Source organism: Corallococcus aberystwythensis (assembly GCF_003612165.1).
GTDB classification, from domain to species: domain Bacteria; phylum Myxococcota; class Myxococcia; order Myxococcales; family Myxococcaceae; genus Corallococcus; species Corallococcus aberystwythensis.
This window is the reverse complement of sequence record NZ_RAWK01000252.1, coordinates 1-14,658: the sequence shown is the minus strand read 5'-3', so window position 1 is coordinate 14,658 and position 14,658 is coordinate 1. Positions and strand designations below refer to the sequence as shown.

At 68.9% G+C, this 14,658-nt stretch carries 14 protein-coding genes and 1 other RNA gene; 4 read left to right on the top strand and 11 right to left on the bottom strand.

The annotated features are described in order from the left end of the window. Positions 1-193 precede the first annotated feature (193 nt). From D7W81_RS32165 to D7W81_RS32155, 3 genes are read left to right on the top strand one after another with little or no spacing between them, the layout of a single operon-like run. Positions 194-928 carry a zinc ribbon domain-containing protein gene (locus D7W81_RS32165; RefSeq protein WP_120559227.1) on the top strand — a complete coding sequence of 245 codons (735 nt, stop codon included), beginning with the start codon at positions 194-196 and terminating at the stop codon, positions 926-928. 31 nt (positions 929-959) lie between these two features. Beyond that, complete coding sequence (locus D7W81_RS32160) at positions 960-1,610, top strand: ribonuclease HI family protein (protein ID WP_120559226.1); 651 nt, start codon at positions 960-962, stop codon at positions 1,608-1,610. A 48-nt stretch (positions 1,611-1,658) separates the two neighbouring features. Continuing rightward, the gene (locus tag D7W81_RS32155) at positions 1,659-2,090 is read left to right on the top strand and encodes an iron chaperone (protein ID WP_147445699.1); all 432 of its coding nucleotides are present in this window, start codon (positions 1,659-1,661) and stop codon (positions 2,088-2,090) included. Positions 2,091-2,113: 23 nt separating this feature from the next. On the opposite strand, the gene D7W81_RS32150 is transcribed toward D7W81_RS32155, so the two are convergent. The 10 genes from D7W81_RS32150 to D7W81_RS32105 all read right to left on the bottom strand — a co-directional run bounded on the left by D7W81_RS32150 (position 2,114) and on the right by D7W81_RS32105 (position 13,436). Continuing rightward, complete coding sequence (locus D7W81_RS32150; RefSeq protein WP_147445698.1) at positions 2,114-2,788, bottom strand: hypothetical protein; 675 nt, start codon at positions 2,786-2,788, stop codon at positions 2,114-2,116. Between the two features lie 8 nt (positions 2,789-2,796). After that, a complete protein-coding gene (locus tag D7W81_RS32145; RefSeq protein ID WP_120559223.1) occupies positions 2,797-3,714 on the bottom strand; it encodes a restriction endonuclease in 918 nt (305 codons plus the stop codon). Positions 3,715-3,751: 37 nt separating this feature from the next. After that, positions 3,752-5,533 carry a hypothetical protein gene (locus D7W81_RS32140; protein ID WP_147445697.1) on the bottom strand — a complete coding sequence of 594 codons (1,782 nt, stop codon included), beginning with the start codon at positions 5,531-5,533 and terminating at the stop codon, positions 3,752-3,754. After that, positions 5,530-7,806, bottom strand: coding sequence for a DnaJ domain-containing protein (locus D7W81_RS32135; RefSeq protein WP_120559221.1), 2,277 nt, complete (start codon positions 7,804-7,806; stop codon positions 5,530-5,532). Before D7W81_RS32135 ends, D7W81_RS32140 begins: the two co-directional genes overlap by 4 nt. After that, entirely contained in the window at positions 7,803-9,323 is a 1,521-nt protein-coding gene (locus tag D7W81_RS32130; protein ID WP_120559220.1) for a S16 family serine protease, read from the bottom strand. Before D7W81_RS32130 ends, D7W81_RS32135 begins: the two co-directional genes overlap by 4 nt. 8 nt (positions 9,324-9,331) lie before the next feature. Beyond that, positions 9,332-11,092: an Hsp70 family protein gene (locus D7W81_RS32125; RefSeq protein ID WP_120559219.1), complete on the bottom strand. Its 1,761-nt coding sequence runs from the start codon at positions 11,090-11,092 to the stop codon at positions 9,332-9,334. A 31-nt stretch (positions 11,093-11,123) separates the two neighbouring features. Beyond that, entirely contained in the window at positions 11,124-11,621 is a 498-nt protein-coding gene (locus D7W81_RS32120; protein ID WP_120559218.1) for a hypothetical protein, read from the bottom strand. A gap of 150 nt (positions 11,622-11,771) precedes the next feature. Beyond that, complete coding sequence (locus D7W81_RS32115) at positions 11,772-12,236, bottom strand: hypothetical protein (RefSeq protein ID WP_120559217.1); 465 nt, start codon at positions 12,234-12,236, stop codon at positions 11,772-11,774. Then, positions 12,233-13,000: a tRNA(His) guanylyltransferase Thg1 family protein gene (locus tag D7W81_RS32110; RefSeq protein ID WP_120559216.1), complete on the bottom strand. Its 768-nt coding sequence runs from the start codon at positions 12,998-13,000 to the stop codon at positions 12,233-12,235. Before D7W81_RS32110 ends, D7W81_RS32115 begins: the two co-directional genes overlap by 4 nt. After that, entirely contained in the window at positions 12,987-13,436 is a 450-nt protein-coding gene (locus D7W81_RS32105; RefSeq protein WP_120559215.1) for an AAA family ATPase, read from the bottom strand. The genes D7W81_RS32110 and D7W81_RS32105 overlap by 14 nt, the downstream gene beginning before the upstream one ends. Before the next feature lie 150 nt (positions 13,437-13,586). Here D7W81_RS32105 and rnpB point away from each other — a divergent pair. Further along, positions 13,587-13,980, top strand: an RNA gene (rnpB, locus tag D7W81_RS32100) — RNase P RNA component class A. Between the two features lie 10 nt (positions 13,981-13,990). On the opposite strand, the gene D7W81_RS32095 is transcribed toward rnpB, so the two are convergent. After that, positions 13,991-14,554, bottom strand: a complete 564-nt coding sequence (locus D7W81_RS32095) for a hypothetical protein (protein WP_120559214.1) — start codon at positions 14,552-14,554, stop codon at positions 13,991-13,993. Between the last annotated feature and the right edge of the window lie 104 nt (positions 14,555-14,658).

The window sequence follows — 14,658 nt, the reverse complement described above, 5'->3', positions numbered from 1 at the left end:
GGCCAGGAGGGGGCGGAGGCGGAGGCTGGACACAGGCCCCGTCTAACGGGTGCGTGAAGCGGATTCAAACGCTCAAGGGGCAAGCGGGGAACACAGGGATGGAGGCTTCCCTATTTACGCGTTGGAACCCAAGTACCCTTGTTGGTACAAGAGCCGAGCCGCGCGTCGGTGCGGCCGTGTGGGAGGCAGCAACTTGCGGGAGAAACTGAAGGCCTTGGCGGAGCTGCAGAAGGTGGACCTCGAGGTCGCCTCGCTCCGGAAGGCGGCGGATGTGCATCCCCGCCAGATTTCCGAGCTGGAGCGGGAGCTGGGGGTCGCGCGCAATGGCATCGAAGCCGAGCGGACACGCGTGGCCGACCTGGAGAAGCAGAAGGCCCTGCTCGAGCAGAACATCACGGACGAGAAGGACAAGGTGAAGAAGTGGGAAGCGCGCCTGTCCGACCAGCGCTCCACCCGTGAGTACTCGGCGCTCGCTCGCGAAATCGACATCGCGAAGAAGGGCATCCTCACCCAGTCCGAGGCGCTCACGGAGAAGGTGAAGGAGCTGGGCCTGGCCCGTGAAGCCATCAAGGGCAAGGAAACGGACTACGGGACCAGGCAGCAGGGCCTGTCGGGCCGGATGACGGACCTGCGCGGGAAGCTGGGCGAGTCCGAGTCGCAGGTGAAGGAGCTGGAGGGGCGCCGCGCGGCAGTCGCCGCGAACGTGGATGCCACCCTGCTTCGCCGCTACGAGGTCATCCGCAAGAAGAAGCTGCCCGCGATGGTGGGCGTGGTGGCCGGCACCTGCCAGGGCTGCAACATGAACCTGCCCCCGCAGATGTACAACATGCTGCGCACCTCGCTGGGCACCGACGTGTGCCCCTCGTGCAACCGCATCATCTTCGCCATCGAAGCGCTTCAGGATCCGAAGGACGCCGCCGAGAAGTAGCGGCGGTAGCGCCTCTTCGGTCCCCTCCCCCATGCCGCCCCCTTCGCTCGTCGACGTCCTCCGTCACATTGCCCGTGAGGAGCCGTTGACGGCGACGGTGCGAGCCTTTCGCGGGCTCACCCGCGAACACCTGGGCCAGCTGCTGGACGAAGCCGCCGAGCAGCTGGGCGACGGTCCGCGAGAGGCCGAGGCTCCCGCGACGGAGCCTGCCCCGGTGACGAAGCCCGTCTCCACCGTTCCCAGCATCGAGGACGTGGGGCCCGCCGCGGGTGGGGCACTGAACCGCGTGCGCGTCTATTCGGACGGAGCGGCGCGAGGCAACCCGGGCCCTGCCGGCGCGGGAGCGGTGCTGATGGACATGCAGGGCGCGGTGGTGGCGCGCCTGGGCAAGTTCCTGGGGCACCAGACGAACAACTACGCCGAGTACATGGGCCTGCTCATCGGCCTGCAGCACGCGAAGAGCCTGGGTGCCCGCGAGGTGGAGGTGTTCGCGGACAGCGAGCTGCTCATCCGCCAGCTGGGTGGGCGCTACCAGGTGAAGAGCCCCACGCTGAAGCCCTTGTTCCAGGAAGCGCAGAAGCTGCTCGCGACTTTCGGCAAGGTGAAGCTCGCCCACGTCCCCCGCGCGCAGAACGCGGAAGCGGACGAGATGAGCAACCGCGCCATCGACGAGCGTCTCTAGTTTTCAAGCGGCTAGGCTGCGCGGGTGCCAACCCCAAAGCCAGCGGACGTGGACGCATACCTCGCCTCTCAGCCGCCCCATGTTCAGCCAGCGCTCGTCAAGGTCCGCTCGGCAATGCGCCGCGCGCTCCCAACCGCCGAGGAGGCGATCAAGTACGGGATGCCCGCATATCTGGTCGGCGGCCGCGCGGTCGCGTCATTCGCGGGCTTCAAGAACCACTACGCGCTCTACATCGTGTCGGCCACGCTCTTCGACGCGATCGCTCGGGACCTTCCCAACCGCGAAATGAGCAAGGGCATCATCCGCTTCGACTTCGACGAGCCCGTTCCCGAGGCAGTCGTGCAGCGACTCGCGAACTGGAGTCAGACCGAAGGCTCGGCAACCGTTGCCATGAAGGGCCCGAAGCGGGCGAAGAAGCCCGTCACACCCAGACCCAAGCAACGAAAGCCGGAGTCCAGGAAGACGAAACGGGGCTCATGACCCGAGTGCCGGTCGGATTACGTTCAATCAGCTGAATCGGTCGATGCACGCGTCGACAGCGCCAATGCCCTGGAGAAGGCATACCCGACCACCGTCCATGCCCAGACACTGGTCGCGAGGAACCCGATGCCCATCACGGCGAGTCCCAGGAATGACAACAAGACAGCCGTCCCTCCAATGACCCATGCCTTGAGATAGACCCTCCCGCCCTCCAGGGCCCGGCGGAACGCCTTGTCGGGACGATAGAGATAGGACACGTCCCGGAATGCGGCATTGAACGTCATCCCGCCAGGGAGACTGAATACCGCAAGCGCGAAGGCAGCCACCGCCACGACGACAAGAGTCGTAGCCCAAGGCCCCGGCCACAGAAGCCAGGCCGCGAACGCACACGTGGCGGAGGGGGCCAGGTAGATTGCAATGGCAAGCCACGCTGTCAGCCCGCGCTTGAACACAAACAGGATGGGCCTGAAGCCCCGGAAGTAGGGCGGCTCGTCATGGAAGATGCGGTAGACGACCTCCAAGCGATGGCCGAGATTGAGAATCCAGCCGGGCAGCGTTGTGAGTAGAAACAAGGCTCCAACGAGGACGTCTCTTCGCGCTTCGGGCGTTCGCAGCGGAAATCCGAAGCAGTCCCCAAAGCGCAGCCCTGCCCCCTGCTCCTGAGACGCTTCACCCACTTCTCCTCCGCGGTTCTTCAAGCGCTGCGTCACTCCTCGTCGCCGAAGTAATCCAGGTCCAGCCGCTTCACCGTATACGTGGCGACTTCGGTGACACCGACACCTGAGTCGATCATCAACTTGGCGAGTTCACCGCCGTCGATGAGGACGATCTTCTTCTCGATGTGCTTCACGTAGTCGCGGGCCTCGCGGCTGAAGTCAGACGTCGTGATGAGCACGCCCTTGCGAGCCCGTTGTCCTTCAAGGCTGCCGGCGAAGGCCTGGACCACGGGGCGACCGACGGTGTTGTTCCACCGCTTCGCCTGGAGGTAGACGACGTCGAGCCCCAGGCGGTCTTCCTTGATGATGCCGTCGATGCCCTCGTCGCCGCTCTGGCCAACGGCCTGACCGGCGTCCTTGCGGGAGCCGCCGTAGCCCATGGCGACGAGGAGATCGACGACCAGCTTCTCGAAGAACCGGGGGTCGCAGGCCTTGATGCGCTCCAGCAGCTCTTCCGCGAGGCGCCTGCGCAGTTCCTGGTAGCTCTCTTCGAGGATTTCTTCCGGTGTCTCATCGGAGGCCGGAGGCTCTGCCTTGGACGGTACGTCGTCCGGAGCGTCGTGCTTGAGGGCGGCGAAGGCGTTGTACTCGGGGAACTGCTCCAGGAACTTCATGTCGATGCGGGTCGGCTTGCCCTGGAGGACCTGCCGGCCGCGCGGCGTGATGCGGAAGCGCCCACGTCCGTTGGCCTCCACGAGGCCGGCCTTCTGAAGATAGGTCTTCGCCCAACCGACGCGGTTGTGGATCCGCCGCTGGCGGCCACTGGGGAGCAGCGCATTGCGCTCCTCCTCGGTGGCCTTGAACTCCACGGCGACGGCATCCACGGCCTCGCCCAGCGTGTGGTCCTTGCCATCCTGGGCAAGCCGCAGGACGGGGAGCATCGCGCTCTGGAAGTCAGGGATGGGCATGGTCAGGCGATTCTGCCCTGAGAGGACAGTGCTCGCATCAGGGCACGCTGTCCCCCGCCACCGCGTGGGCCGGTTTGGGCCGGTCCCAGTGCTCAAGCGCAATGGTGACAGGCCCCGGCAACAGGGCCTCCTTCTTCACGAGCGCGTACGCCGCCTTGGAGTCCTTCCCCTCTGCGTCCAGCTTCCGGGCAAGGACCAGCTGGAGCGCGGCACGCTCTCCCCACTCCAGCGACCCGAGCGCGTTCATGGACTGCCGGCCGTGCACCACGTCCTGGAGCTCCTCGAAGCTCAGCGCCACGCCCGCTGTCACGTCGAGCGTCCTCGCGGCGAGCGCAGAGTCCCCTTGCCGTTCGAACTCCGCCGCCAGCAACACGCCCGCTTCGGCGCCGACGAAGCGCATCACCCGGGAGTCCACGCTGGCGATGGAACGGGCAGCGAACTCGGGCTCCTCCGCGAGCGCCATCAGGATTCGCGCCGCGCCCGCGGATGGATTCTCCGGCGGCACCTTGCGCAGGGCCTGCACATCCACCGGCTCTCCGAGCACGGCCGACAGCCACTCCTGCAAAACGCCGTACGGCATGTCCTTCGACGCCCTGGCGTAAAGCTTCGACATCACTTCGTCGCCACCGTTCCGTCCGGAGCCTCCGGTCAGCCGTGCGTAGAGGAGCAGGTCTTCCAAGCTCAGGGGCTCCGTCTCCTCCTCCTCGAACAACTGCTTGCCGAACGCACGGGCCGATTCCTCGCGGCGGCCCAGGGCGGTCAGCACCGTCGCATGCACGTCCCGGTAGGTTGCGTATTCGGCGTCACCCTTCGCCATCGCCTCCAGCAAGGGCAGCGCCTCCGCCCAGCGCCGCTGACGCACGTAGCGCATGCACAGCGCCTTCTGGAGGATCATCTCCCCGGGATGCTCGCGGACCAGCGCCTCGAGTCTCGGGATGCCTTCTTCCGCGGGCTCGACCCTCGCGAGGATTGACGCCAGGACCAGCGAGTCAGGCTTCTGTTTGACCGCGTCCGCGTACCAGGCACGGACCTCCGCGCCGCGCCCGGCGCGCAGCATCTCGTGCACCCACATCCGGTGCGCGCCCAGGTCGTCCGGATGCGCGTCCCGCCACTCGCGCGCGGCCGCAATCGAGGCCAGGAGCCCCTCCGCTCTCGCGAGCGAAATCTTCGTGACGAAGGCGATCTCGTTGACCCCCGGCGTCTTCGGCAGGGCGCGCGACAGGCCTTCCGCCAGACGGTTCGCCTCCGCGAAGCGCTGGGTCTGGAGCAACCAGTTGACGCTCGTGGACCATCCCCCCGGCGCCTGCCCCAGGTGGACTCGCGTCATCGTCTGGCCATCCTCCTTGCGCATCGACATGCTCGAGGGAGGATCCGTGAGCACGAAGTCGATGGACCGCAGCCGCTGGAACGGGACGCCCGCCACGGGCTGCGGCTCGGAGCCCGCGTCGTTGTTCCGAGCCGAGGAGGTCGTGTAGTAGATGACCGACGTGTACAGCGGCGCGGCCCCCAGGACGTTGTAGAGGAAGAGGCCCCGCTCGTCCGTCACCACCACCGTGTCACGGGCCAGCGTGCCGCCTTCACCGGTGACCTCCACGTCCATCATCCCAGGACGCATGTGGCGCGTGACGTGCTCATTGGGATCCAGCGTGAACCGTGAGCTTCCGGCCGTGACCGTGACCGGGATGTCCAGACCGTTGACGAAGAGGACCTGTTCGAAGTCCATGGCGTAGCGGATCAGGCCCACGGCCACGAGCGCACCGGCCCCGATTCCGCCAAGCACCATCCAGGTCCGGCGGGGAGAAGTCGAAGGAGCACTCACGGCTGGGCCTCCTGGGCAAGCGTCGAGGTGGTGAGCAACAGCGGACGGCGGCCTCCCGCTCCGGGCAGATGCCAGCGGTCCACCCACTCGTGGAAGAGCACCTCCGCCGCGCGCGGATCCGCCGCGTCCGTCAACAACTCCAGCGCCGGAGCGGGCACGTGCTGCCCCAGCCCCTCCTGCGACACCGCCCAGACGCGCAGGGCACGGTTGCTCCCAGACGCCGGCGCGAGCATGTCCCGCACCCGGAGGGTCATCACGGGAGCGCCTTCCCGCGCGGCCCCACGGCCTCCATCCACCACCACGACGCCCTGCCCCAGCACCTCATCGAGCATGCGCTGCCACGCGGCCACCAGCTGTTCCGACGGGTCATCCTTCCAGCCATCCCCAGACGCCTGCCATGCCACGGTGACGCGGCGGCCATGGGCTTGGGACATCGTGTCCAGCAGGCCCGAGAAGAACGCTCGGGACGGCGCCGCGGCGCTGTTCGGATCCAATCGGGCCTCGATCCGCGCTCGGGCCTGTGCCAGCTCCGCGTCCACCCGGGCCTGCGCCTGCGGAGCGAAACGCGTCTCGGGATGTTCGCGCAGGTAGCCCAGCACGGCGCCCAGGCCCGGCTGCGCCGCGACGCGCGTCCAGGTATGCGCCTCCACCCTTCGCATCTGCGGCCAGGCGGAGACACCCACCAGCAACACCCCCACGCAGGCGGCGGCGACCAGCTGGGGCCAGGACAGGATGCTCCCCTTCCCGCGGACATGGCCATTCGCGTCCGCCTGGGCCAGCAACGCCGCGGGCAGGTGCTCCACGCCACTCTCCGCGTCCAGCATCCCCCGCCCGAGCAACTCCAGCACCCGGCGGTGACGGGCAATCAGCTCCTGCGCCACGCCTTCGGCCGTCTTCTGGCCGCGCACGTTCAACACCACGGGCACGCCGTTGAACTTCATCTCCAGGGCGGTGTGCTTGTAGACGCCGTTCTCCTGGTGATTCACCAGGTTCAGGTCCTGCAGGTGCACCAGCGGCCACACGGTGATGCGATCGATGGCGACCTGCACCAGGTGCAGCGGGTGGATGGTGTTGAAGGTCCCATAGGGACTGTTCAACACCCGCAGGAGGTAGCGGACCACGGCCCAGGTACTGGCGGAGAAGAGCGCGGCGAAGAGCGCGCACCACAGCCAGTCACCAACACTCCGCTCGGCGGTGCCGAGGAAGCAGTGCGCGAACAGGAGGCCGGTGACGGTGGTGAACGCGAGCGTGAACCCCGCCGGCGTCAGCCAGTTCGTGGGGGAGCGCCAGCCGCCGATCCGCTCGGCCTCCGAGTGCAGCCACTCGCGCGTGACGGCCGGCAGCGCTTCCACGTCCAGGGAGACGCACGTCGGATACACGACCTCCGTGGCGCTCTCCGGGTTGAAGCGCCGGCCGAACGCGAGCAGCCGGTTCGCGCCCTGGGACTTCTGCTGGGCGAAGAGGTGCGCGGCGGCGGCGGAGAGCTGGCCTCCGGCCCAGCGGCGCAGCTCGGGGTCGGCGTCTTGCGGCAGCTCCGCGTCGAGCTTCTCCAGGTCCTTCGCGGCGTCGGCGTCCTGGCCGTGCTCCAGCATCGTCGCGATCCGCCGCACCTTGAGGGCGAGCACGTCCATCCGCGACACGCCGGGCAGCGCCTGCGCCTGCTCCAGCACCTTGAGCGCGTCCGCCACCTGCCCCATCGCCTCCAGGCAGTCCGCCAGCGCCACGCGCGGGCTCACCTCCGAGGGGCCGTGCTTGCCCGCGCGCCAGAAGGCATCCGCGGCCTCCTTCAGCCGCTCCAGGCGGATCAACGCCCAGCCCCGCTGCAGGTGTCCCTGCCAATGCTCGGGCGCCCGCGCGAGCAGGGCATCGAACTCCGTGAGCGCCTGCTTGAAGTCGCCCTCGAAGAAGTAGTGGCGGCCCAGCAGGATGCGCGCGTCGTGGAAGTCGGGCTGTTCAATGAACAGCCGGGTGAGGACCTTTCGGCCTCCTTCCTTGTCACCTGCTTCGAACAGGTTGATGGCTTCCTGGAGGGCCGCGTTCTTCGCCGACTCCGGGCCGTCCGCTTGCGCCGCTGCGCTGGCGTCAAAGGCCTGTCGTGCTTCGGGGTCGGAGAGCAGCTCGTATGCTTCGCGCAGGCGCCGGAACTCTTCCGGGTGCGTCTCCGGCGGGTTCTGCCGGACGAGCTCGAAGTAGGCCTTCTTGATGGTACGCGCGTCCGCGTCCTTCTCGACGGCCAGCACCTCGTAGGGGTTCTGGCGGGGCTCGTTGTTCACCGTTGCTCCATTCCTGGCGTGTTCACGGCCGTGTTCACGAGCCGCCACGCTTCATCCAAGCTGTCCACCGCGATGAGCCGCAGGCGCCCGGCCACCTCGGGCGGCAGCGCCGCCACGTCGTCCAGGTTGCGGCGCGGGTGCAGCACCACGCGCATGCCTTCGAGGTACGCGGCCACCAGCTTCTCGTGCACGCCGCCCACCCGCCGCACTTCACCGTTCAGCGTCACTTCGCCCGTCACGGCCAGCCGCGCGGGCAACGGGCGCTGCGTGTACGCGGACAGGCCCGCCAACGCGAGCGCGAGGCCGGACGACAGGCCGTCCTTGCCGACCTCCGTGTCCGTGTAGTGCAGGTGCAGGTCGTAGCGGGTCGTGAGCGTTCCCAGGCTCAGCGCGGGAGCGCGGGCACGCACCACGCTGAAGGCCACGTCCGCGGCCTCCTGGCCCTCGGGCCCCACGCGGCCACTGCACCGCAGCACGCCGCGCCCGGGCACCGCGACCGCCTCCAGCGGAGAGACATGCCCACCGCCGGGATGCCAGCCGAGCACACCCACGCGTCCAACCGCGGGCAGGTCACGCGCCAGCAGCCGGCGACGGTTCGCGACTTCGGCCTCACGCCCCGCCGCCGCCAGGGATTCTCCGTTCGCCGCCGCGATGGCATAGAGCTCGCGCGCTTCGTCCAGCGCTCCGGCTTCAAGACAATGGTCGCCCAGGCGCAGCGCGGCGGCCCCCGGTGACCCAGCGGTTTCGAACGCGGCGCGACGGGCATTCTCCACCTGCGCGCCAGGCCGTCCCTCCAGCCACATGATTTCCGCGCGAAGCAGGGCCGCAGCGGCGCGGGTCCGGGGCGATGCAGGTGCGACCACGAGCTGCCGCTTCGCCTCCGCGAGCGAGCCCCGGGAAAGCGCCTCAACAGCGGCGTCGAGCTTCGCGTCCGAGAGCGCGGCGCGCGCCGTGGGCAGCTTGAGCGCCTGCGCGGCCTGCTCCAGGGGAGGCGCGTCCAGCATCGCGGTGGTGGCCGGAAGCCCAAGCGCCGAACGGGCCCCGAGCACCGACTCCGCGAGGCGTGGATCCTCGGGCGCGAGCAGCCGGGCCCGCCTCAGCGCGGGCATGGCTTCGGAAGGACGGTTCGTGCGCTCGCACAGACGGATGACGGCGCGCCAGGCCTCCAGCTCACCGGGCGCGGCTTCAGTGGCTTCGAACGCGTGCACGAGCGCGTCGTCCGGCCGGTCCTCCTCCAGGAGCGTGATCAACTCCGCGCGCAGGGATGCATCGCGGGGCGTTTCGCGAGCGGACGTCTCCAGCATCTTCAGCGCTTCGGCCCGTCGGCCATCACGTGCCCAGGCACCACACAGGAGGCGGCGCGCGGGTCCGCCTCCGCCCAGGTCCAGGGCCTTGCGCGCATGCTCCGCGGCACCACGAAAGTCGCGCTCCTGGAACAGCGCTTCGGCCAGGGCCAGACGTGCCGACGGTTCAGCCGGACGCAGCACCACGGCGCGCTTGAGTTCGGTCAGGAGCACGTGCTCGCTCAGCCCAGGTCGAACAGCAGGTCGGTCAGCTCGGCGTCCAGGCGGGCCGCGGCGGCGCGGTCGCCCTTCGCACGGGCCTCACGCAAGGCGTTGCACAGCGACTCCAACCGGGGACGCACGCCCGCTGGCGCGGTGGCGATCCGTGCAGTCGCCGCGACCAACAGCGCATCCGCGTCAGCCTCCGGGGACACGGGCGGAGCCGCGACGGGTGCCGGGGCTGCTGGAGCCGCGCCCCATTCGCGCGCCAGCCGCTCCTTCGCCTCCAGCCGCTGCTCCGGCCCCAGGCGCTGAGAGCGCTTGTCCACCACCAGCGTGGCCTCCTTGCCGGTGGAGACCACTCGCGTCGTCACATCCAGGATGCCGTTGATGTCGTACGTGAACGTGACCGCGACCTTCTCCGTCCCCGCTCGGCCGGGCGGCACGCCCTCCACCGTGTACGCATCCAGCAGCAGGTTGTCCTTCACCAGCCGCGCCTCGCCCTGGAACACGCGGATCTCCACCGCGCGCTGCCCGTCCGCCGTGGTGGCGAAGGTCTCCGTGCGCGACACCGGCACCGTCGTGTTGCGCGGAATGAGCGGCGAGAAGACGCCCCCCACCCGCTCGCGCCCCACCGATGCCTGCACCTCCACGCCCAGCGTGAACGGACACACGTCCGTGATCATGATGCCGTGCGCGGCACTCACCGCGCCCGTCTTCAACCCCGCCTGCAGCGCGGCCCCCAACGCAATCGCCTCGTCCGGGTGCACGCCGTCGCGCGGCTCGCGCCCGAAGTATTCGGCGACCAGCCGGCGCACCAGCGGCACGCGCGAGCTGCCCCCCACCAGCACCACCTCCGCGATGGACTTCTTCGACAGCTTCGCGTCGCGCAGCGCGCTCTCCATCGGCTCGAGCGTGGAGCGCACCAGGTCCGTGATCAGCGCCTCGAACCTCGCGCGCGTCACCTCCACCTCCAGCGACGCGGCCGCTCCACCCCGGCCCGGCGCGAGGAACGGCACGATGACCGGCGTGGCGTCCACGGACGTGAGGGCAATCTTCGCGGCCTCCGCCGCCGCCTTGAGCCTCACCTGCGCCGACAGGTTCCCGGCCAGCGACACGCCGTGGCTGCGCTCGAACTCCGCGCCCAGCCACGCGGCCAGCAACTGGTCGAAGTCGCTGCCTCCCAGCTGGTTGTTGCCCGCGGACGCCTTCACGTCCAGCACGCCCTGGAACATCTCCAGCACCGACACGTCGAACGTGCCGCCGCCCAGGTCGTACACCAGCACGTACTGCTCGGCGTCCAGGTGGTTCACGCCGTACGCGAGCGCCGCGGCGGTGGGCTCGTTGACCAGCCGCTCCACCTTGAGCCCCGCCAGCTCACCGGCGTCCTTGGTCGCCTGGCGCTGCGCATCGCTGAAGTATGCGGGCACCGTGACAACGGCTTCCGTCACCGTGCCGCCCAGCGCGCGCTCTGCGTCCTCGCGCAGCGCGCGGAGGATCAGCGCGGAGACCTCCGTGGGGCTGTAGCGCCGGTCGCCCAGTGTCACCGGCAGGTCGCGGCCCATGCGCCGCTTCACCTCCGCGATGGTGCGCTCCGGATGCACGAGCAGCTGCGCTCGCGCGGACTCGCCCACGTGGAGCCGCCCCTCCGCGTCCAGCCCCACCACCGAGGGCGTGAGGCGCTGCCCCAAGCGGTTGGTGAGGAGATTCGGACGGCCCGCACTGTCGAGCGCCGCCACCAGGGAATGGGTGGTGCCCAGATCGATGCCAACGACATGACTCATGAGAAGGGAACCTGGGGCTTTCGGCGGACGACTAGGACTCCGGCGGAGTCCACGGCTGGGCGGGCGCGGCGACGGCGGGGGCAGCGGCAGGAACCGAGTACATGCGGCGCAGCTGCTCGAGCCCCTCTTCGCTCACGCCCGCCTCCCGGGCGATCTCCAGCGCGCGCTCCGGCGACGCGTGGGTGACCCACTTCCAGGTGTACGAAGCGATGAGCCCGCCAATGCACGCCAGCGCGAGCACGCCCGGGACGATGACCTCATCCGAGTGTCTCGACCAGGAAGCGAGCCCGACGATGAGCGAGATGATGCCCCCGACGATGAACAGGAAGCGCGCCCACGCCACGAGCACCGACTTGCCGCTCATGCCGATGGCCTGCCCGCGCCAGCCATTGCCCTCCTCGGCGACGACGAGCCAGCCCTCCAGCGGGATGAGCGGCACGAAGTTGAGGTGACCGAACTTCGTCGCCACGTAGCCCAGGCCTGGAACCGCATCGACCTTGCCGTAGAGCCTCGAACCGAAAATGACCATGGTGCTTCCCCCTCGAAACCGCCGCGCCGTGCCGCGAAGGCACCCGGCCGCGAGAGCGCGAATCCTGCGGCACCGGGGCAAACGCGCGCAATCCCCCTCCCCGGGTAGGACAGCGCCGCACGGACCAGGACAGGCATTGCCTGAATAGCCTTACACCCGCTCGAACGTCACGGCCTGGAACTCCAGGAGTACGTCACAGCCCTCCAGCTCTGGCTGCTCCGTGGCGAAGACCCGCGCCCGGACGAAGCGGTAGTCCTGTGGGTCGTCCTGGCTCGCCCAGTCGAAGAAGCCCTGGAACCGGAGGTCCACCGCTCCCGGCTTCAAGCGGCCCTGCTGCCATTCCACCACCTGAACCTCCTGCGTCTTCGCATGGAAGACCTCCAGGTGTCCGACGGGCGGGAAGCATGGACGGACCCGAATGCCCTCCACGAGGCCGAAAGCACCCGGCCGCGTGTCTTCCATTCCGGCCTGGACCAGGACAAGCCCATGGAACAACGCGTGCTCCACGTTGATGAACTCGTGCCACCCATCCTCCAATGGCTGGAAGTACGTGTTCCAGACATGCCGGGCGCACTCCCGGTACTGACGCATCAAACGGTCCAGGTCCACGCTCATCGCGCCACGCCCTCCAGCAACGCCAGGATGAACGCGTCGTACGCGTCCTTCATCGGCAATTCGTAATCCACCTTGAGGCGGCGGCGCTCGGCGAGGACCGTCTCTCCCGTCCTGGGGTCGCGCGCCTCCTTCACGTACGTCTCCCGGTAGATCCCCGTCCCGCGCTTCTGCCAGCTGGGCAGGTCGTTGAAGTTCACGCCCCGCTGGAAGAGCAGCTCGTTCTTCTGCGCCACCGACAGGCGCATGAGCGTGTTCGTGGCCTCCGCCACGCCCTTCCCCTCCCGGCGCAGGCTCCAGTAGCAGTGCGCGTTCAGCGCGTTCCGGACCGCGTCCTCGCTGCGCCAGCGGAAGTAGTCGCGCACAAGCCCCGCGTTCGGCAGCTCGCAGATGCGGCAGTCGAACACGGCCAGGTCCCCCAACAGCAGCGAGAACTTCGCGCTCGCCTCGCCCGCGAGGATGGAGTTGAGCTTGCGCGTCTTGCGCCCGAAGGTGTCCTCGTCCGGGTGGAAGAGCAGCGAGATTTCGTCGCTCTGCGTGTAGCCGTAGACGACCCGGAAGCCGCAGTCCATCAGGTGCCCGGTCGTCGCGGCCATCAGGTCGCGCACGCGCACGTCGAAGGGGCTCTCGAAGGCATGCACCTCCTTCGTCAGCCGCGTGAAGCCGCGCCCATCAATGCGCGCCACCATGAACACGCCGGGCAGCACGCACAGGTCGTGCGCGGTCTCGTACACGCGCATCTTCTCGTCCAGCTCATCGAACTTCACGTTGCCACTCCTCCACGGTGAAACCGTCCCGGGACAAGCGGACGAAGAAAAGTGCGTCGAACCCCTCCTCGGGGCTGGGGACCTGCAACCGCTTGTACGTGCCGAGCACGCCCACCAGCGGCACGCGCTGCTCCACCGGGCGCTGGTCGTTGCGCAGGAGCGCGTCCGCCACCTTCGACTGGAAGTAGAGCCCCACCACGCGGAAGCCGGACTGCTTCGCGGCCGAGATGTACCGGGAGCGCTCCGCCGCCGTGGGGTTGGTGTTGTCCACCACGAAGGGCTGCTTCGCTTCCAGACACGCCCGCAGCAGCACCTTCTCGCGGTGCCGCGTCTTGAGCATGTCCAGGCTCAGGCGGACGTGCGTGGTGAAGAAGCGCTCCCGGTAGAAGCTGCTCTTCCCCGTTCCCTGGATGCCCGTGAAGATGACCGCTTCCATGCCGTCCCTCCCTCCCGCGGAGGCCTTGGGACGCTCAGGCGCGAGGGAACCGGACAAGCCCCCGGACGTTCACCCGCCGGGCCCTGCGCGACAACGTCCCAACCTGAAGGTGGACCCGCCCCGGCTGGCTGTTGTATCCCCCGGAGTGCCGGAGCGGTCCGGGTGAACGCCGGCCATCGCAGGCATGGATGGCGGGAGGAAAGTCCGGGCTCCACAGGGCAGGGTGCTGGCTAACGGCCAGTCGAGGCGACTCGCAGGAAAGTGCCACAGAAAACAGACCGCCTGTCCTCGCAAGGGGGCGGGTAAGGGTGAAACGGTGCGGTAAGAGCGCACCGCGTCCGGGGTGACTCGGACGGCACGGTAAACCCCACCTGGAGCAAGAGCCAATAGGAGCGCGTCCCCGCAAGGGGACAGGGATGGCCCGTCCCATGCGTTCGGGTTGCTCGCTGATGAGGTCCCTGGGCAACCAGGGCCCTAGACGAATGTTCGCCGCCCATCCCGAAAGGGGTGGGGACAGAACCCGGCTTACAGGGCCGCTCCGGTTTTTTTCCCTGTCATCCGCCCACGGGGACCTGCGCCAGCAAGAGGCGGCCCCGGCCATCGTTGCGAACCGCCTGCGGGTTGGTGATGGGCAGCCGGCTGTCGTTGCGCGGCTCCCACAGCCCCAGCCACACGTTCACCGCGCGCGGCGACGCGCCCTGCGGCAGGGCGACGACGAACTCGTCCTTCACCGTCTCCCCCACCTTCCACTGCGTCGTGGGGTACAGGCCGCCCGCGGGCTTGTGGTCCACGTTGAGGCGCTCCATGCGCCCGTCCGCGTCCTCGATGTGCACGAAGACGAGGTAGTCCTCTTCAAGGGGCTGAAGCACCTTGAAGAAGACGGTGACGCGCGCCTGGTCCCCCACGGGGATGCGGCCCGGCTGCACGGACGCGCCCACCACCTCCACCTTGCCGCCCAGGTTGGCGCCGCTGCGGATGGACAGCGGGGGCACCTGGGTGACAGTGGCCGCGCGGCGCTCCTCCGGACTGGCCCCGCCGGGGGCCTCCACGATGCAGGCGCTGGAAGTGCCCAGGAGGACGGAAGCGGACAACAGGACGTTCAGGGGCGGAAGGCGCATGACGGAGGGCCGTTCTACCCGGCCACGGGCGCTGCATCCAACTGCGTGTTGGTGTATGCGGAGCGGCGATGAAGACCCCGACCTCCCTCGACGCACTCCTGGCG